The 18,629-nt window shown below is 61.1% G+C and carries 12 protein-coding genes; 5 read left to right on the forward strand and 7 right to left on the reverse strand.

Annotated features, from left to right (window positions below; all coding sequences use genetic code 11):
• Window positions 1–137 precede the first annotated feature (137 nt).
• Window positions 138–1,778 carry a methyl-accepting chemotaxis protein gene (locus ACCAA_RS15750; protein ID WP_186408202.1) on the reverse strand — a complete coding sequence of 547 codons (1,641 nt, stop codon included), beginning with the start codon at window positions 1,776–1,778 and terminating at the stop codon, window positions 138–140.
• A 367-nt stretch (window positions 1,779–2,145) separates the two neighbouring features.
• On the opposite strand from ACCAA_RS15750, the gene ACCAA_RS15755 reads away from it, so the two are divergent.
• A complete protein-coding gene (locus tag ACCAA_RS15755; protein ID WP_245754607.1) occupies window positions 2,146–3,441 on the forward strand; it encodes a GNAT family N-acetyltransferase in 1,296 nt (431 codons plus the stop codon).
• A gap of 61 nt (window positions 3,442–3,502) precedes the next feature.
• On the opposite strand, the gene ACCAA_RS15760 is transcribed toward ACCAA_RS15755, so the two are convergent.
• On the reverse strand, window positions 3,503–4,540 hold the full coding sequence (locus ACCAA_RS15760; RefSeq protein WP_425394490.1) for an AraC family transcriptional regulator: 1,038 nt from the start codon (window positions 4,538–4,540) through the stop codon (window positions 3,503–3,505).
• A gap of 251 nt (window positions 4,541–4,791) precedes the next feature.
• Here ACCAA_RS15760 and icmF point away from each other — a divergent pair, with 251 nt between their 5' ends.
• The 3 genes from icmF (at window position 4,792) to ACCAA_RS15775 (ending at window position 9,662) form a co-directional block, all read left to right on the forward strand.
• Entirely contained in the window at window positions 4,792–8,058 is a 3,267-nt protein-coding gene (gene icmF / locus ACCAA_RS15765) for a fused isobutyryl-CoA mutase/GTPase IcmF (protein WP_186408204.1), read from the forward strand.
• Window positions 8,059–8,187: 129 nt separating this feature from the next.
• Entirely contained in the window at window positions 8,188–8,364 is a 177-nt protein-coding gene (locus ACCAA_RS15770; RefSeq protein WP_186408205.1) for a hypothetical protein, read from the forward strand.
• A complete protein-coding gene (locus ACCAA_RS15775) occupies window positions 8,361–9,662 on the forward strand; it encodes an MFS transporter (RefSeq protein ID WP_186408206.1) in 1,302 nt (433 codons plus the stop codon). Before ACCAA_RS15770 ends, ACCAA_RS15775 begins: the two co-directional genes overlap by 4 nt.
• A gap of 32 nt (window positions 9,663–9,694) precedes the next feature.
• Here ACCAA_RS15775 and ACCAA_RS15780 read toward each other — a convergent pair whose 3' ends face one another.
• Window positions 9,695–10,219 (reverse strand): OmpA family protein, encoded by a 525-nt coding sequence (locus ACCAA_RS15780; protein WP_186408207.1) that lies wholly within the window; start codon window positions 10,217–10,219, stop codon window positions 9,695–9,697.
• Window positions 10,220–10,403: 184 nt separating this feature from the next.
• Here ACCAA_RS15780 and ACCAA_RS15785 point away from each other — a divergent pair, with 184 nt between their 5' ends.
• Complete coding sequence (locus tag ACCAA_RS15785) at window positions 10,404–13,157, forward strand: glycosyltransferase (protein ID WP_186408208.1); 2,754 nt, start codon at window positions 10,404–10,406, stop codon at window positions 13,155–13,157.
• A 28-nt stretch (window positions 13,158–13,185) separates the two neighbouring features.
• Here ACCAA_RS15785 and ACCAA_RS15790 read toward each other — a convergent pair whose 3' ends face one another.
• The 4 genes from ACCAA_RS15790 to ACCAA_RS15805 are packed head-to-tail and all read right to left on the reverse strand — an operon-like array spanning window position 13,186 to window position 18,625.
• On the reverse strand, window positions 13,186–14,223 hold the full coding sequence (locus ACCAA_RS15790; protein ID WP_342674064.1) for a glycosyltransferase family 2 protein: 1,038 nt from the start codon (window positions 14,221–14,223) through the stop codon (window positions 13,186–13,188).
• Complete coding sequence (locus ACCAA_RS15795) at window positions 14,183–15,514, reverse strand: TolC family outer membrane protein (protein WP_186408210.1); 1,332 nt, start codon at window positions 15,512–15,514, stop codon at window positions 14,183–14,185. Before ACCAA_RS15795 ends, ACCAA_RS15790 begins: the two co-directional genes overlap by 41 nt.
• A gap of 2 nt (window positions 15,515–15,516) precedes the next feature.
• Window positions 15,517–16,875 carry an HlyD family type I secretion periplasmic adaptor subunit gene (locus ACCAA_RS15800; protein ID WP_186408211.1) on the reverse strand — a complete coding sequence of 453 codons (1,359 nt, stop codon included), beginning with the start codon at window positions 16,873–16,875 and terminating at the stop codon, window positions 15,517–15,519.
• Between the two features lie 22 nt (window positions 16,876–16,897).
• On the reverse strand, window positions 16,898–18,625 hold the full coding sequence (locus ACCAA_RS15805; RefSeq protein ID WP_186408212.1) for a type I secretion system permease/ATPase: 1,728 nt from the start codon (window positions 18,623–18,625) through the stop codon (window positions 16,898–16,900).
• Window positions 18,626–18,629 lie beyond the last annotated feature (4 nt).

Genomic DNA, 18,629 nt, shown 5'->3' on the forward strand with positions numbered 1-18,629 from the left:
TATGCTTGCCAGGATAGTAGTTCGATGTTACATGATGTGTCAATGAGATCGGGGTAAGCAGTCCCAGCCTGCTGTTCACCCTTTCCGATGCTGCGGTGGATTATCGGCAAGATGCCAGCCAGCGTTGATCTTCGTACTCACACTTTGAAATACGAAACTGCGGCCTGGAGTTCTCCCGCGAGTTTTTTCAACTGCTCGGCAGCGTCGGCGTTGCATCGGGCCGCGGCATCGGTCTCTTCCGTCATCGAGGCAATGCTCTCCACGTGACCGGCGATGCTTGTGGCGGCGATCGCCTGCTCCGCGGTGGCGTTGGCCACATCACGGGCCCTGGCCAGAGAATCCTCGGCATGGCGCAGGATCTCGTCGAGCACCGCCGTGGCCTGCAAGGCGAGTTCCTGCCCCTGGCGCACCTTGGGCTCGGCGCTCTGCATGGCCGATACGGCTGCGCTGGTATCCCCCTGGATCGTGCTGACCATCTGGCCGATCTGAGCCGTGGCCTGCGTCGTCCGTTCTGCCAGCTTGCGCACCTCGTCAGCCACCACGGCGAATCCCCGCCCCTGGTCGCCGGCACGCGCCGCTTCGATGGCGGCATTCAGGGCCAGCAGATTGGTCTGATCGGCGATCTCCTTGATCACATTGGTAATCGTGCCGATGTCCCGGGAGCGGCCTACGAGGGAATCGATACGCGTCGCTGAATCCCGCACCGAAACGGCAATCCCCTCGATTTCACCCGCCGCTCGGCGGACGACATCGGCGCCCTGGTTTGCCAGCTCAGTCGTCTTGCGGGAATTGTCCTCGGTCATGTGGGCAAGCCCGGATACTTCGCTGATGCTGACCGTGAGCTCTTCGATGGACGCAGCGCTGGCGGCACTGGCTTCAGCCTGGTTTCGTGCAGCCAGGCTGATTTCGCTGGCCGCGATGGACAACTCGCCGGATTCCCTGGCGAGCATTTCGGTACCCTGGTTAATATCGAGAACGACGCCATGCAGCCTGGCCTGCATGGTCGCCAGCGCGCTCAGCAGATTGCCGTCCTGACTGCTGCTTGAGGTGATGCTCCGGGTCAGGTCTCCCTGGGACAAGCTTTCGACCTGGGCAACTGCCAGCGCGGGTTCGCCACCGATCTGCTGTTGCACGCTGCGGTTGATGGTCCAGCAGAGGGCTCCGAGCAATACGCTGATCAACCCCACGAAGGCAATGCTGCTGCGGGCACTGCGCCAGAAGGCGGCGTCCACATCCTCGATGTATATACCCGTGGCCAGCCACCAGCCCCAGGGCGCGAAGACCTTGGCGTAGGCGATCTTGGCGATCGGCTTGTCGGCGCCAGGCTTGGCGAACAGGTAATCCATTGTCGCCTCGCCATTGCGCTGCAGCAGTTCGATCCACTCCTTGACGTAGGTTTTCCCGGTCGGGTCCGTGGCATCGAGCGTGTTCTTGCCTTCCCGCTCGGGTCTGGTGCCGTGCATCATGGTCGTGCCGCTGAAGTCGTAGATGAACAGGTAGTCGTCTTCGTTGAACCGGCTCCCGCGCAGAGCGTCCTTGGCCGACTGCTGAGCCTCTTCCTGGCTCAACTTGCCCGCCTGCTGCAGCGCGTACTGATGTTGCAGCACGCCAATGGCCGAATTGACGACGGCGCGGATGGCCAGGCGCTTTTCCTCCAGCATGTGCTGGCGCAGTTCGAAGACCGAATAGCTTCCCAAGGCGAGCAGGCCCAGCAGCATGCCAATGAGCAAGGCATAAAGGCGGGTCCTCAAAGTCAACTTTCGCGCCACAGCGAGCATGGTCATGTCTCCAGGTTGTGCCTCAATGATGGCTGCAACGATTGCGCGCAGGAGGGCGCAAGGGATTGGTCCGGCAGGGAGTCGGTTGGACAGTATACTCACCTTCCGAAGCCGGCAGACCAGGGGGCCGGCAGAAATATGGACACGCGAGGCAAACAACCGGAGCAGCGTTGACGGCTTTTGTTAAGATGGAGCCCGAAAATGTCGTGAGCGCGGAGTGTGCACCTTGCCCCTGGATTTGGGTACAGTACACAGTGGTGCCGTGGCCTCGTCGACGTGAACGGCAGGAATGTTCCGGCCCGCATCGGGATGGGCTGCTTTGCGGACGACCATCGTTGCCAAAGGGAAGGGGATGACCAGAAGACTAGTGTCAAGGGTACGAAAGGCGCTGCACGGGGTGCTGCGCAAGTTGTTCAATGTTCTCCCACAAAACCGGCGCTTCGCTATCTATCGAACGTTTGTCGATTGCGACCCGGCACCAAGCGAGCGCCTGGTGCTGAAGATCGCCGACACGAAGGAGGAGCTGGAGGCCTGCTTTACTCTGCTGCACGACGCTTATGTCGATAGCGGCTTCATGAAGCCTGATCCCTCGGGAATGCGCGTCACCATTTACCACGCACTACCGACGACGACGACCTTGTGCGCGAAGTACGACGGACAGGTGGTCGGCACGCTGTCCTTGATCCGGGAAAGCGTGCTGGGGTTTCCATTGCAGAGGATCTTCGATCTGACGGCAATACGTGAGAAGAAGGGAAACATCGCCGAGGTTTCGGCGTTGGCGGTGCACAAGCGATTTCGCCGGACGGGCGGCAGTATCCTGTTCCCGCTTATGAAGTTCATGTACGAATATTGCACCACTTTCTTTGATACCCGGCATCTGGTCATTGCCGTCAATCCCCGCCACATCGAGATGTACGAATCCCTGTTGTTTTTCGAACGTCTGACACAGAATGTGGTCGAGAATTACGATTTTGTGAATGGCGCGCCGGCGGTGGGAGCGACACTCGACCTCGGCTCGGCGCCAGAGATCTTCAAGAAGCATTACGGGTCCAAACCACCGAAACGAAATCTGTTTGCTTTTTTCACCGCGGTCAGGCTGTCCAACATCAAACTGCCGCAACGACGCTTCTACACCACCAACGATCCGGTGCTGACGCCGGACCTGCTCGATCATTTCTTCAATGTGCGGACGCACGTGTTTGCTCAGTTGAGCGATCGGAAGAAGTGTTTGCTGCACACCATCTACGATCTGCCGGCGTATCAGGGCGTTCTGCCGGCGATTGGCGCAGGCGGTCAGGACGACCAGGTTCGCCGGCGTCACCGACGCTTTTCGGTCAGATGCCCAGGCAGATTTTCGGTGGTGGCACCCGACGGATGCGAGACCAAATACAAGATCGAGATTACCCAACTCTCACGCTACGGTTTCCAGGCGCACTCGCGCTCCGCTGTGCCGATCAATGTCTGGGGTGAAGTGACTATCCAGTTGGGCCCCGCCGAAGTGTCGAGAATACAGGTCGAGGCATCCAGGGACACGGGAAATGGCGTCTACGGCTTCCGTCTGGGTGAGCCCGACCTGATCTGGCGGAAATTCGTCAACGCGCTCTATAGCGGAAGCACCCACGCCGATCTTGAGAACGCGACGCGCTTCATGACCGACAGATGATCCGGCGCGGCACGACGAGAGGCGCTCCGCCCGTCTTGCCGCCGCCGAGGTCAGTGAGTCCTCAAGGCGGCCCGGAAGCGTCGTGACCGCGACCGCTCACCCCGCCGCCAGCCGCTTGCAGTCGCCGCCGGTAGTGTGCCGGCGCCATACCGGTCCACCTCAGGAAGGCCCGGTAGAAGGCCGCCGTGTCGGCGAAACCCAGGTCAGCGGCAATCTGCGCCACCGGGCGTCCGCTCTTGGCCAGGCTGTTGATCGCCACGTCGCGGCGCAGCGCGTCCTTGACGGCCTGGAAGCTTGATCCCTCCTCTTCGAGTCGACGGTGCAGCGTGCGTGGCGAAATGTGCAAGGCACAGGCGACTTCCGCCAGCGCCTTGGGCACCGGCAGCGCATCGCGCAGGGCCCTGCGCACGCGTAAGACCATTTCGCGGTCGCGGCGGTACAGGGTCGTCAGCTTGCCGGGTGCGCCATCGAGGAAGGTTTGCAGGGCGGTTTCGTCGCGACGGATCGGCAACTCGAGCAGGTTGGCGGCAAAGGTGGCGGTCAGCTTTTCGGCGTCAAATATCGAGTGCGCCGTGTAGATCAGCGCATAATCATCCGCATGCTCCGGCCGTGGGTAGGGAAAGGCCACCGAGTCGAGAACGATGCCGCGTCCGACGAGCCACGAAAAAAGCCCGTGCAGCAGGCGCAGCAACCATTCAAAGGCGAAGACCCGGCCGATGTGCAGTGGGCGGGCTTCGGTGATCACCAGGTAGGCCAGTTCCTGCCGGCTGTCGAGACGGACGGCGAAATCGGGGAGCACCAGGCGCAGAAAGCGGATGCTGCGTTCGATTGCCCCGGCCAGCGTCGGAGCCGTGATGATGCTGCGACAGAGGAACTCGAAGGTGCCGGCGCGTAGCGGAACGGAAAACAGGCCGAAGCCCTCGTCGTCGAGTTCGTGGTTGATCAGGTTGTAAAGTTCGGCATAGCGGTCTATGGGAACCCGAGCGGAGGCGTCGCTCAGGACCTCCGCAGGGATGTGAGCGCGTTCGAGCAGCGGCTCGGTCGCCTGTCCTGCATGTCGCAGACCGGCCAGCATTCCGTCCACGAAGGCCACCGCCACCGACGCTCTTGTCGTGGTCGGGCCGCCCCCAACTGGCGGGACGGAACCGGACATAGGCCTGGCGGTCTTCTCAGGGTAGGGCATCGTCTTCTCGCAAGGTAGTGTATTGACAGATATTTCAAGTTGGCAATATTTACATTGTTTGCGGCGTATTGGGTAATGGCTTTATTGCAGCCACCTTTCTACCATGTGTGTTCCTGTGCAATTCCTGGTACCCCGAACCTTTCTGATTTTTGTGGAGCGCGAACGCCATGACCGACCTTTCGATTGCCAAGAAGCTTCTGCCCTACAAGCCCAAGCACAAACTGCGCTTTGTCACTGCGGCTTCGCTGTTTGACGGCCATGATGCGTCAATCAACATCATGCGCCGCATCCTGCAGGCGACGGGCGCCGAGGTCATCCACCTCGGGCACAATCGTTCCGTGCAGGAGATCGTGAACGCGGCGCTGCACGAGGATGTGCAGGGAATCGCCATCACCTCGTACCAGGGTGGCCACGTCGAGTTCTTCAAGTACATGATCGACCTGCTGAAGGCGGGTGGTGGAGCGGATATCAAGGTCTTCGGCGGTGGCGGTGGGGTGATCGTCCCGAGCGAGATCGATGAACTGCACGCCTATGGCGTGACGCGGGTCTATTCTCCCCAGGACGGACAGTCGCTGGGGCTGCAGGGGATGATCAACGAGGTGGCGGCGAAGTGCGACTTCGACCTGTCGACGCTGGCACCCCAGGACCCGGACGCTGTGCTCGCCGCGCTGAAAGCCGGTGATCACCGCAAGTTGGCGCAAATCATCACCGCACTGGAAAATGGGGCTTATCCGGAAGCGCTGCGCAAGAAAATCGTTCTTGCTGCCGCCGGGCTCAAGGTGCCGACGCTGGGCATTACCGGCACTGGCGGGGCCGGCAAGTCGTCGCTGACCGACGAACTGGTGCGGCGCTTCCGGCTGGACCAGGGCGACACCATCAAACTGGCGATCGTCTCCATCGACCCCTCGCGCAAGCGGACCGGTGGCGCTCTGCTCGGCGACCGCATCCGCATGAACGCGATCGAGCACCCGAACATCTACATGCGCTCCCTGGCGACGCGCGAAACGGGCTCTGAGCTGTCTGCCGCGCTGCCCGAAGTGATTGCCGCCTGCAAACTGGCCGGCTTTGATCTGGTCATCGTCGAGACCTCGGGTATCGGTCAGGGCAACGCGGCGATCGTGCCGCTGGTCGATGCCTCGCTCTACGTGATGACCCCCGAGTTTGGCGCGGCGTCGCAACTCGAAAAAATCGACATGCTTGACTTTGCCGACTTCGTGGCCATCAACAAGTTCGACCGCAAGGGCGCCGAGGATGCCCTGCGCGACGTGCGCAAGCAGTATCAGCGCAACCACGAGGCTTTCGGCCAAAGCCCTGACGAAATGCCCGTCTATGGCACGATGGCTGCACGCTTCAACGACGACGGACTGACGGCCTTGTACCAGGCGATCGCCGCCAAGCTGCACGCACATGGCCTGAAGCTGAAGAAGGGCAAGCTGCCCCTGGTTACCGTTCGCCAGTCGTCGAATCAGCGGGCGATCGTTCCGGCGCAGCGTGTACGTTACCTGGCCGAGATTGCCGAAGGGGTCCGCAGTTACCACGCGCACAGTGCCGAGCAGGCTGACGTGGCTCGCCAGCGGCAATCCCTGAAGACGGCGAAAGCACTGTTTGTCTCCCGCGGCAAGGCGGCCGGCGACTTCGATGAACTGATCCACTGGAAGGACGGGCAACTCGACGCCAGAGCGAAGAAACTGCTCGACATGTGGCCCAAGACGGTCGAGCTGTATGCCCAGGACGAGTATGTGGTCAAGATCCGCGACAAGGAGATACGGACGCGTCTGACCAGCACCTCGCTCTCCGGAACACGCATCCGAAAGGTTTCTCTGCCCAGTTACCAGGACGACGGCGAAGTGCTGCGTTTCCTGATGAAGGAGAACGTACCGGGGTCATTCCCCTATACCGCCGGCGTCTTTGCTTTCAAGCGCGAGAACGAGGACCCAACGCGCATGTTCGCCGGCGAAGGCGATGCTTTCCGTACCAACCGTCGCTTCAAGAAAGTCTCCGAGGGCATGCCCGCCAAGCGGCTGTCGACAGCCTTCGATTCGGTGACCCTCTATGGTTGTGATCCGGACGCCAGGCCGGATATCTACGGCAAGGTCGGCAACTCGGGCGTATCGATCGCCACGCTTGACGACATGAAAGCGCTGTTCGACGGTTTTGAACTGTGCGCACCGACGACCTCGGTTTCGCTGACCATCAACGGTCCGGCGCCGATCATCCTGTCGATGTTCTTCAATGCCGCGATCGACCAGCAGGTCGAGAAATTCCGTTCCGACAACGGTCGTGAGCCGACCGAAGACGAGATCCAGAAGATCCGCACCTGGGTCCTGGCCAATGTTCGCGGCACCGTCCAGGCCGACATTCTCAAGGAAGACCAGGGACAGAATACCTGCATCTTCTCGACTGAATTTGCGCTCAAGATGATGGGCGACATCCAGGAATTCTTCGTCCACAACCACATCGGCAACTTCTATTCGGTGTCGATTTCCGGCTATCACATTGCCGAGGCCGGCGCCAATCCGATTTCGCAACTGGCCTTCACCCTCGCCAACGGCTTCACCTACGTCGAGGCCTACCTGGCGCGCGGTATGCATATCGACGATTTCGCCCCCAACCTGTCGTTCTTCTTCAGCAACGGCATGGACCCCGAGTATTCGGTGATCGGCCGTGTCGCCCGCCGCATCTGGGCGGTGGCGATGAAGAACAAGTATGGCGCCAGCGAGCGCAGCCAGAAGCTCAAGTATCACGTGCAGACTTCGGGTCGCTCGCTGCACGCGCAGGAAATGGCGTTCAACGACATTCGGACCACCCTGCAGGCGCTGATTGCCATCTACGACAACTGCAATTCGCTGCATACCAATGCCTACGACGAGGCAATCACCACGCCGACCGAGGAGTCCGTTCGCCGCGCCATGGCCATCCAGTTGATCATCAACCGCGAGTGGGGTCTGGCGATGAACGAGAACCCGAATCAGGGTTCGTTCATCATCGAGGAGTTGACCGATCTGGTAGAAGAGGCCGTGCTCAAGGAGTTTGAAGCCATTGCCTCGCGCGGTGGCGTCCTCGGAGCAATGGAGACCGGCTATCAGCGTGGCAAGATCCAGGAAGAGTCGCTCTACTACGAGCACAAGAAACACGACGGTTCGTTCCCGATCGTCGGCGTGAATACCTTTCGCAACCCGAAGGGCGACGCCCAGATCGAGATTGAGCTCGCACGTTCGACCGAAGACGAAAAACAATCGCAGCTCAATCGCCTGCGCGACTTCCAAGGCCGCAACGCGGCAGAATCCGGGGCGATGATTGAACGACTCAAGCAAACGGTGATCGACAACGGCAATGTCTTCGCGGTCCTGGTGGACGCGGTCCGCGTCTGCTCGCTCGGACAGATCACCGGAGCGCTCTATGAAGTGGGCGGTCAGTACCGCCGCAGCATGTAAGCGTTCACGCTGCTCGATACGTGCGCGCAGCCTCGTACCCTCGGGTCGATTGCCCTCTCGGCGCGGTGTGGTGCTGCATGCCTGATTGCTACAGCATTCCGCGCTGACCGTAAACAATGAAGGAGTGACATGATTGCAGCGCCGCGTCGCCTCAGTCTGATGAGCCGGCTTTCCCTCACCGCAGCCCTGGCCTTGCTGACCATGTCCCTGGTCCAGCGCTTCAGCATTGGCGACCTCGGCGACAGCAGCGGAAGGTCATTGCCGCCGGCAGGCGGCGGTCGAGCGGCGGCAAGCGGTAGCCCATGAGCGACCTCGCTGCGCAAGAGCGCCGCCGTCGCACGCTGGCGCTAGCGATCGTCGTCGCGGCCTATGTGCTCTCTTTTTTCCAGCGCTTCGCGCCGGCCGGCATAGCGCCGGACCTGATCGCCGCATTCAACACCACGGCATCGTCGCTCGGTGTCCTGGCGGCGACCTACTTCTACGTCTATACGCTCATGCAGGTGCCGACCGGCATCCTGGTCGACACGCTCGGGCCGCGGCTCATTCTGCTCCTTGGCGGCGTTGTCGGCGGGGTCGGAAGCCTCTTGTTCGGCATGGCAGTTAATCTCGACCTGGCGCTGCTCGGACGGACGCTGATCGGGCTGGGCGTTTCCGTGACTTTCATTGCCATGCTCAAGATCATCGCCGTGTCGTTTGACGAGCGGCGCTTCGCCAGCCTGGTTGGCGTCAGCATGCTGGTCGGCAATCTCGGTTCGGTGCTGGCTGGCGCGCCACTGGCATGGCTGGCGCAGATCACCGGCTGGCGAGTGATTTTTGTCGGCCTGTCCGCGGTGTCCTTGGCCCTGGGCCTCGGCTGCTGGTGGCTGCTCGGCGACCGTCGGGAGCACGCGGAGAGTTCGTCGGCTACGAGCCGGGACGGCAAACCGCGTTTTGACCGGACCGTGGTGCTCTCCGGACTGCTGACGGTGCTGAAGAACCGGGATACCTGGCCGGTAGCCGGCGTCAATTTTGGCATCTGCGGCAGTTTTTTTGCCTTTGCCGGCTTGTGGGCGACGCCTTTCCTGACCGCGGTACATGGCATGACCCGTGCTGTGGCGGCCAATCACGTCAGTCTCTATTTCGCCGCTTTCGCCGTCGGCTGTGTTCTTATCAGTACGCTTTCGGACCGCCTCCGCCGGCGCAAGCCGGTGCTCGTGGCGAGTAGTCACCTGTACGCGCTGATCTGGCTGGTCTGGCTGTCCGCGACCACTCTGCCGCTGACCCTGAGCTACGCGTTGTTTGCCCTGATGGGGCTGGTGACCGCCAGCTTTACCCTTACCTGGGCCTGCGCCAAGGAGGTCAATCCGCCATTGCTCTCCGGGATGTCGACCAGCGTGACCAACATGGGCGGCTTCCTGGCCGCGGCCATTCTGCAACCGCTGGTTGGCTGGGTCATGGATCAGGCCTGGCAGGGTGGTCTGACCGCCAGCGGCGCACGCCTGTACACGCCGGACGATTTCCACGCGGGCCTGTTGCTGCTCGCGGCAACGGCAAGCTTTGGCGCACTGGCCTCGTGGCGCATCCGGGAAACCGGCTGTCGCAACGTCTGGCGACCAGCAGGCTGAACGGCAGTTCCCGTGGATGGCGTCGTCGCAGCTCAGCGCCGGCCATAGACCAGTTCGACTCGCCGCATGCTCGCTCGGCAGGCCTCTGTTTCGCACTTCAGCTTGCCGCTTTGCTCGCTACCGACCGGCAGGCGCTTGATCTGCGCTTTCGGCACGCCATGCGAGCGCAGCTTTTCGCTGACCGCCTCGGCGCGTTTGTCGGCCACAGCGAGGTTGTAGGCGGCGCTGCCGAGGTTGTCGGTATGACCGACCAGGGTCACGACCAGTTGCGGATCTTCTTTCAGCTTCTGGGCGTTCTGGCGCAGCACTTCGGCGCCCTCGCTGTCGATTGTTGCCTCGCCAAAGGCGAAATAGACCGTCCTTTTGGCCTCCTCATCGGCGAACGGCGTGGTTTTTGCCGAGTTGTGACGGACGGCTGGCGGCGGCACTCTTGCCGTCTGCTCATGCGGCACCGCGGTCTTCGCAGCATCTCCGGGAGGTGGTTTTTCGACCGTTGCGCAGGCCGAGAGCACCAGGCAGGCAAGGCAACAAAGGAGGCGATGGCGGGGAAACAGCATTGGCGATGCACCGGCAGGACGAAACGCGAGTTGAAAGGCAGCAGGGCAGTAGTGTAACAATGATTGCCGTCGCGCAGCTTGTTGTTGGTTCAATTGAAGAGTTGGTCAAAACGAGGATTGCTCGGTAGAATGCCGCTTCGATGGCCATCGCGCCTGCCCGCCTAGCCTGCCGCACATGACACCCTTGCACGAAGACGTACCTCTCTCGCCACTGGTTTCGATTCTGATCCGCAGCATCAATCGCCTGTCCTTGCTGCACGAAGCTCTGGCGTCGGTTGCTCGGCAAACGTATTCCCGGATCGAAATTCTGGTGGTCGCAGCGGTGCCCAATCACGCTGAGCTAGGGGCAAACTGCGGTCCCTACCCGCTGCGCCTGATTCCGACCGACCACCCATTGCATCGCTGTCGCGCAGCCAATGCGGCGCTCGACGCGGCAAGCGGCGCCTACCTGCTCATTCTTGACGATGACGACTGGCTCCTTCCCGACCATGTGGAGAAACTGGCCAGCGCGTTGACGGATGATCCGGAGTTGCTGGCTGCCTATACCGGGGTGCAGCCGACCGATGCCGATGGTGAATCGCAGGGCGGCCCCATCGATCTGCCTTTCGACGAACTGCGCCTGCTGGCAGGCAATTTGATGCCGCCGCATGCGGTGCTGTTCAGGCATGACGTTATTGATTTGGGTTGCCGTTTTGACGAAAGCATCGACCTGTTCGAGGACTGGGATTTTTGGCAGCAGATTGCCCGTCATTCCACCTTCGCTCATGTTCCCGGGGTTTCCGCCTATTACCGAATTCACGCCAGCTCAGGGGTGCATGAGATTGTTCCCTTCGTCAGCCCGGAGTATGCCCGCCTCTATGGCAAGTGGCGGCATCTGTGGCGCGAAGGGCAAATTGCAGGCATGATGGCCCGGGTGTGGGACTACCCGGACCAGAAAGCGCGAGTCACCGAACAGCACGGGCGCATCGTCGAGCAGCAACGCGTCATCGTCGGGTTGGAACAGCGCACGCTTGAACTGGAATGGGAGATCCAGGCTCGGGAACAACTGCTCGATGAAAGGCACAGACATATTGAGGCGATCTGGCGGAGCAGCAGTTGGCGCATCACCAAGCCGCTGCGCGGGGCGCGCAAGGCGATTAGCTACGGACCGCGGTTGAAAAAGGCCTTGCTTGACCCGGCGAAGGTCTGGCGCTTCCTGAAGCGCGCGGCATTGCATCTGCCCAAGGGTGACTACAGCACATGGATCGCTCGTTTTGAACCCCCGCTGAAATCCTATCCGCGGCTTCGGCAAATGGCCGAGTCCTGGCACCGGCCGCCAACCATTGCCGTGGTGATGCCCACCTACCGTTCCGATGTGGAACTGCTGGAAGCCGCCATACGCAGCGTTCTGGGCCAGGTTTATCCATATTGGCAACTCTGTATCGCCGACGATGCGTCCGACGCCCCCGCGGTCAAGGCGCTGCTCGAGCGCCATGCCGCGCAAGACGCACGCATTCGGGTCGTCTTCCGCCCGGTTAACGGCCACATCTCCGCCGCTAGCAACTCGGCTCTGGCTCTGGCAAGCGGCGACTTTGTCGCCCTCCTCGACCACGACGATTTGCTCCATCCACTGGCCTTGTGGTTCGTTGCCAAGACCTGTATAGAGCATCCCGAGGCGAGCTTGATCTACACAGATGAAGACAAGCTTTCCGCCGCTGGTCAGCGCTGCGATCCGTATTTCAAGTGCGACTTCAATTATGAGTTGCTGCTCGCACAGAACATGATCTCGCACCTGGGAGTCTACCGGCGCTCGCTGTTGAGCACGGTCGGTGGCTTCCGGGAAGGCTTCGAGGGCTCGCAGGACTACGACCTTGCCCTGCGCGCCATCGAGTGTCTGCGACCGGACCAGATTGTACATATACCTCGGGTGCTCTATCACTGGCGGATCGTCGCTGGGAGTACGGCGAGTTCCATTGGTGAAAAGCCCTACGCCCTAACAGCCGCCCATAAGGCATTGAGTGAACACTTGCATCGACGGGGCGTCGCCGCAGAAGTGACAGCCGCGCCGGAAATTCCTTTGCACACCCGGGTCCGCTTCTCTCTGCCGACGCCGGCGCCACAGGTGAGCATCCTGATTCCCACGCGGGACAGGGCAAATCTGCTGCGCCTGTGCATCGGATCAATACGCGCACGCACCACCTATTCTCCTTACGAGATCATCGTCATCGACAACGGCAGCGAGGATGCCGACACTTTGCAGTTGCTTGATCAACTGCGCCAGAGCGGCGTCCGGGTACTGCGGGACGACGGTCCATTTAACTTTTCTCGGCTCAACAACAGAGCGGTGGCGCAAGCGCGGGGCAGCGTGCTATGCCTCATGAACAACGACATTGAAATCATCACACCGAGCTGGCTGGAGGAGATGGTTTCCGTTGCGCAACAGGATGCCATAGGTGCTGTGGGCGCGCGTTTGTGGTACCCAAATGACAGGCTGCAACACGGCGGAATCATCCTGGGCGTGGGCGGCGTGGCAGGACATTCCTTTCTGAATTCTGCGCGGGGTGCTGTCGGCTACTTCGGCCGGGCGGCCCTGCATCAGTCCCTGAGCGCCGTTACTGCGGCCTGCATGGTTGTGCGGAAATCTGTTTTTCTAGAGATTGGCGGACTCGACGAGCGGCTGTCCGTGTCGTTCAATGACGTAGACTTTTGCCTGAGACTCCGGCAGGCGGGCTATCGCAACGTCTGGACGCCTTATGCGGAGATGTTCCATTACGAGTCAGCCAGCCGTGGCCGAGAAACGACACCTGAAAAACAGGCACGTTTTGCCGCGGAAGTGGCGTTCATGCAGGACAAGTGGTCGGACGAACTGCTTGCCGACCCGGCCTACTCTCCCAATCTCACCCTCGGCGCTCATGATTTCAGCCTTGCGTGGCCGCCGCGCATTGCCCCTATTACCTGACAGCGCTATTGGCTAGAGGCCCATCAACTCAGAGCTTGCCCGTCACGCCCTTCAGTCCGTCGCGCAGTCCACGCCACATCATGCGCATATTCGCCAGCCGGTTGGGGACCAGCAGGCCGAAGAAAAAGACCATCTGGAACAAGCGCGACAAATCCGCGTGCCGCCATTTTATTGGCATGTAGGGTCTATGACGAAGCAGGATGCTATTACGAAAGATATAGTAGTAGCGGAACGATGGATGCACCGGAACCTTGCGCCAGCGCAGAAACCAGATCGCCATTCTTCGCTCGCCGAGGGAATGGCGCATGACGGCATCGCACACACCGAACACCCCGAAGCCCAGCGAACGGGCTCGAAAACACCACTCGGTATCAATGTGATCGATAAAGAGCCCCTCGTCCATCATCCCGACGGCTTCGAGGGCCGCCATTGGCATCAGCGAGCCGGATGAAATCAGGAAGTCGGTATTGACGGTGCGGCGGCCTGCCTCGCAGGGGATACGCTTGAAGCGGCAGCCGCCGACCCGGACGAATTCTGACAGGGAACCGTCGCCGGCATCGCGATAGCGTGGCCCGACTGCCGCTGCCATCAGGCCCTGTTGGGCAAGCTCGATATGGGCGGCACGAAGCCTGGCGACGGCCCCGAACTCCAGTTCGCTGTCCTGGTCGAGCAGGAGCACGAAAGCCGCTGCTCGTAGTTGTGCTCGTTCGATGCCGAGATTATAGCCAAAGCCCAGTCCACGATTGTTTGTCTGGATCAGCACCTCGACTTCAGCACCGAGGTTCCGGCTCACCATGGCGATCCGGTCATGGGGCGATTGTTTCGACGCATTATCGACCACGATGATGGCCGATACCTGGCGAGCCGCGGCTTCGAGCACGGGTAGCAAGATATCCGGGGTCGGATCATAGGTGACCACGACAGCGACCACATCCGGGCAGTACTCGCTCTCTCCAGGCATTGGCGTTACGGCATGCGTGTGACTGCTCATCGGGCTGTCTTCGCTCGAAACGCTCATCGGGGGATCATTCTCGTGGCACGAGCAGGCTCGCCACCTCGGCGACATCCTTTTCCGATAGCACCCCGGCTGCCGTCTTGAGCTGTAGTGTGTTGACCAGATAGGCGTAGCGCGCCTGCGCGAGATCGCGCTGAGCAACGAACATCTGACGTTCGGCGTCGAGGACATCGGTATTGGTCCGAAGTCCAGCCGCCATCCCGCGCCGCATCCCTTCGGCCGTCACCATGCTGGCATCGACCGCATTGCGATACGCGGCAACTCTGCTGGCGCCCGTCTGGACAGCGAGAAACTGTCGCTCCAGTTCAACCAGAGTGTCGGTCAAGGCCCCGTCGAGTTCGGCCTGGGCGCGCTCGCGGTTGGCAATCGCTTGCCCGGTCAGGGCGTTGACTCTGCCGCCCGCAAACAGAGGAAAATTGAATTCTACGCCTATAGCATTGGTATAGTATTTCTGGCGTGCCGTGGACAGCGTGTCACTTTCCGCTTGCGTCCCACGAGCCACGAGATCCACTTGCGGCATATGGCCAGCGCGAGTGCGATCCACTTCCAGACTGGCCAACTCGTAGGCCTTGCGCCGCGAGCGAATTTCCGGGTTGTTGCCGTTGGCCAGCGCAGACCATTCGTCGAGAGACGGGGGCAGCACGCTAGTCGGCATGAAATCCGGCCGCAGTACCCACAGTGGCGCCATCGCCTTGCCGGTCATCCCTTCCAGCTTGCGCACCGCCACCGAGAGACGGTCGACGGCATCGGCACGACCTGCTCGCGCGAGCTGCAGCCGGGACTCGGCCTCGGCGACGTCGGTGATGGTCCCCTCGCCACCCTTGCGCCTCCGTTCGGCGAGTTCGCGCTGCGATCGATAGGCGGAAATTTCCGCATCGGCAAGGGCCAGTTGATCGGCTGCATAAAGAGCGTCCAGATAGGCCCCCGAGACCTTGACCGCCAGTTCCGCCTCCTTCTTGTCGAAAACGGCATCACTGTAAGCGACCTGCACACCGCCCTGCTGGTAGCGCACGAAGCTGTCGTAATTGAAGAGCGGCTGCCGCAGCCCGAGGACGGTGTACTTTGAATTGTAGTCGAGCGACTGCTTCACGTTGGTGAATACCGTTGACGTTTGTTCGCCGGTGGTTTTCAAATAGGATCCGTTGATGGAGACGCTCGGTAACAAACCCGCAAGACCGATATCGAAGGCGTACTGGCCGGCATCACGCTCGTAGCGTGCCGCCTTGAAAGTCGGATCATTTTGCCGCGCCGCCTGATAGGCATCGAGCAGGCCGGCAGCGATCACCTCCGACGATAATAGCGCCAGCGTGCAAGCCGCCAGCGAGGCAGTCCATTTCCTCATGTTCACTCCTCGGTCAAAGCGGACTTCATCCGATCAAGCAGCGGTTTGAAGATATAGTTCAGCATCGTCCGCTCGCCGGTCTTGATGAATACCTCGGCGGGCATTCCCGCCTTGATCTCGTGCGTCGTCAGCTTGGTCATGCCGGCCGCCGTCACCACCACCTGGCCGCGATAGAACGGCGCTACCTTGCCCTGCGGATCGGCCGTCGCGTCGGCCGCGACCTGAACGAACTCGCCGGGAATCTGTGGCGTGGTCTTCTGGTTGAAGGCCGGAAAGGTGATTTCCACCGGCAAGCCCAGCTTGACCTTGTCGATCATGTGCGTGGGAATCTGGACATCGATGCGCAAGGGCTCGTTCTTGGGGACCACTTCCATCAGCGGCGTTCCCGAGGCCAACACGCCGCCGACGGTATGCACGTTCAAGCCGACGATGATCCCTTCGGACGGCGCGCGTACTTCGGTATTGGCCAGTTCGAAGGCGAGTCCCCTGAGGCGGTTGTCGAGAGCGCTGGTCTCCTTCTGTACTTCGGCCAGTTCCTTTTCAACCTCCTTGCGATACTCCTGCTGTCGCGCCAGCATGCGCATCCTGATTTCGCCGATGCTCTGCTGCGTCCGGCCGATGTTGCCGATATCCTCGGAAATGGCGCCACTGAGTTGCGCCAGCAGTCGTTCCTGCTCGGAGAGTCGGTTGCGTGGCAGATAGCCCTCGGCGGCCAGTTCGCGCAGGCCCTTCAGTTCCTCGAGCAGCAGCTTCGACTGCGTTTCCTTCGCATGCCGGGTGGCCTCCAGACCGGTCACCGACGACTGCAGGCCGGTCAGCGTATTGTTCATCGCCCCGAGTTCGGCCTGCAAACCGGAGCGCCGAGAATGCAACAACTGTGTCTGCACGGCCATCGCACTGACCGCTCGCGGATCGTTCTTTTCCTGCAACAGTTCTGCGGGAAAGACAATCGTCGACTGGCCCTCGGCATCGGCCAGCAGGCGCGCCTCGGCGGCTTTCGCCACCAACCACTGACTGCGCGCTATCTCGTACTGTGAGCGCGCCGGCGTCGGATCCAGCCTGACCAGAACGTCGCCACTCTTGACCTCGTCGCCATCCTTGACCAGGATCGCTTCGACCACGCCGACGCCGAGGTTCTGTACCGCTTTGCGATTGCCGGTCACCACCACCTGCCCGCTGGTCGGCACACCCTGGTTCAGCGGTGCCAGCGAGGCCCACAACAGGAAGCCGCCGAAGCCTATCCCCAGCACCCACAGGCCAACGCGCATGGGATGGCCTGTGTTCATCGGCGGCGCGGCTTCTCCATCGAGCGTCGTGGGCGCTGGGCCCTGGAGACGATTGAACATATTACGAATAGCCATGACGAGGGTCCTGAATCAGAAATCAAGCGGGTTGAGTGTTGGTAACGACACTATTTGCAGCAGGTACTGGTGGCTGCGCAGCCGCTAGCACCTGCTGACGTGTGCCATAAATCTGGATCTCGCCGTTGTTCAAGACCAGTATCCGGTCTGCCACGCCGAGAATGTTCATGCGGTGGGTAATCAGAAAAACGGTCACGCCCTGCGCCTTCAGATCCTTTATGGCCACGATCAGGGCCGTTTCGCCTACATCGTCGAGATTGGCATTTGGCTCGTCAAGCACGATCAGGCTGGGATTGCCATACATCGCCCGCGCCAAACCGATACGCTGCCGCTGGCCACCGGAAAGGAAGCTGCCGGCCTCACCCATGGGCGTATCGTAGCCCCGGGGAAAGCGCAGGGTCATGTCATGAATGCCGGTCCGTTGTGCCGCTTCGATGACCTTTGTCGGGTCAATCTCGCCGAAGCGGGCGATGTTTTCAGCCACGCTGCCTTCGAAGAGCTCGATGTCCTGCGGCAGATAGCCTATAAAGGGTCCCAATTCTCCCCGATCCAGGCTTTCAATAGGCTTGCCATCGAGGAGAACGCTGCCCTGGACTTCCGGCCAGATTCCCACCAGACAACGAGCCAGGGTGGATTTCCCGGACCCGGACGGGCCGACGATGGCAATGACTTCGCCTGCCGGAAACTCGGCAGACAGCCCCGCGAGGATCGGTTGCGACCGATTCGTCGCCGTCGCCACAAGGTTCTCAATGCGCACTTCGCCCCGCAGGTCCTCGTGCACCATTCCGGCCGGCCGCTTGGGATGGTCACGCAGAAGAGCCTCCAGAGACTCGAAGGCCTTGCGGGCCGATTGCCAGCCCGACCAACTGCCGACAATGGCATCGATCGGTTGCAGGGCTCGGCTCATCAGCACATTGGCGGCAATCATTCCTCCGACCGTCAGCTCCCCCTTGATCACCAGCAGTGCGCCGGCTCCCAGCATCAAGGACTGCTGGCTGTAGCGCACGAATTTGCTAAATGCCTGAATGCGGCGCTGTATGTCCTGCGATGCGGAATTGAGCGCCATATGCTGCTGATGGCGCGCCAGCCAACGTCGGCGCAGACCCCCGAGCATGCCGAGTGCTTCGATGACTTGGGCGTTACGCAACTTGCTGTGCAGATACGTTCCCACGGCGACACCGGCTTCAGTGGTTTTCTGCGTCGGGGCCTGGGTCTGCCGGTGGCTGAAGATGGCCAGCCCCGTCAGGATGGCCGCAAAGAGCAGGGAAAGCATTCCCAGCGACGGGTGCAGCATGAACAGCACCAGCAGGTAAATCGGCGTCCAGGGTGCGTCGAAGAAAGCGAAGATGCCATTACCCGTCAGAAACTGGCGAATGTTGGTGAGGTTCGAAAAAGCCTGGACCGGGTTGTCCCTGCTTTGATTGAGATGAGACTCAAAGCAGGCGTTGAAAACCCGGCTGCTGAGACGCTCGTCCAGGCGCACGCCGAGGCGCACCAGGAGGCGAGAGCGCGACCATTCAGCGAAGGCCATCACGGCCAACAGAAACAGTGTGATCAGAGAAACGGCGATTAGGGTCAATTCGCTGTGGCTGGTCATGAAACGGTCATAGACCTGCAGCATGTAGATGGTGGGTGTCAGCATGAGGAGATTGATCACCAGGCTGAATATTCCCACAACCAGAAACTCCCGCCGGAAAGACCAGAGGGTGGCCGTCAGTTCGCTGCGCTGAAAAAAGGAAGGTGTTTTCATGTTC

Source organism: Candidatus Accumulibacter aalborgensis, from assembly GCF_900089955.1.
In the GTDB taxonomy this organism is placed as follows: Bacteria; Pseudomonadota; Gammaproteobacteria; order Burkholderiales; family Rhodocyclaceae; genus Accumulibacter; species Accumulibacter aalborgensis.

What these genes read in the sequence shown, in the direction of transcription:
- ACCAA_RS15750 (WP_186408202.1), bottom strand. Translation starts at nt 1,778, where the DNA reads ATGCTCGCTGTGGCGCGAAAGTTGACTTTGAGGACCCGCCTTTATGCC.
- icmF (WP_186408204.1), top strand. Translation starts at nt 4,792, where the DNA reads ATGACCGACCTTTCGATTGCCAAGAAGCTTCTGCCCTACAAGCCCAAG.
- ACCAA_RS15770 (WP_186408205.1), top strand. Translation starts at nt 8,188, where the DNA reads ATGATTGCAGCGCCGCGTCGCCTCAGTCTGATGAGCCGGCTTTCCCTC.
- ACCAA_RS15775 (WP_186408206.1), top strand. Translation starts at nt 8,361, where the DNA reads ATGAGCGACCTCGCTGCGCAAGAGCGCCGCCGTCGCACGCTGGCGCTA.
- ACCAA_RS15780 (WP_186408207.1), bottom strand. Translation starts at nt 10,219, where the DNA reads ATGCTGTTTCCCCGCCATCGCCTCCTTTGTTGCCTTGCCTGCCTGGTG.
- ACCAA_RS15790 (WP_342674064.1), bottom strand. Translation starts at nt 14,223, where the DNA reads ATGTCGCCGAGGTGGCGAGCCTGCTCGTGCCACGAGAATGATCCCCCG.
- ACCAA_RS15795 (WP_186408210.1), bottom strand. Translation starts at nt 15,514, where the DNA reads ATGAGGAAATGGACTGCCTCGCTGGCGGCTTGCACGCTGGCGCTATTA.
- ACCAA_RS15800 (WP_186408211.1), bottom strand. Translation starts at nt 16,875, where the DNA reads ATGGCTATTCGTAATATGTTCAATCGTCTCCAGGGCCCAGCGCCCACG.
- ACCAA_RS15805 (WP_186408212.1), bottom strand. Translation starts at nt 18,625, where the DNA reads ATGAAAACACCTTCCTTTTTTCAGCGCAGCGAACTGACGGCCACCCTC.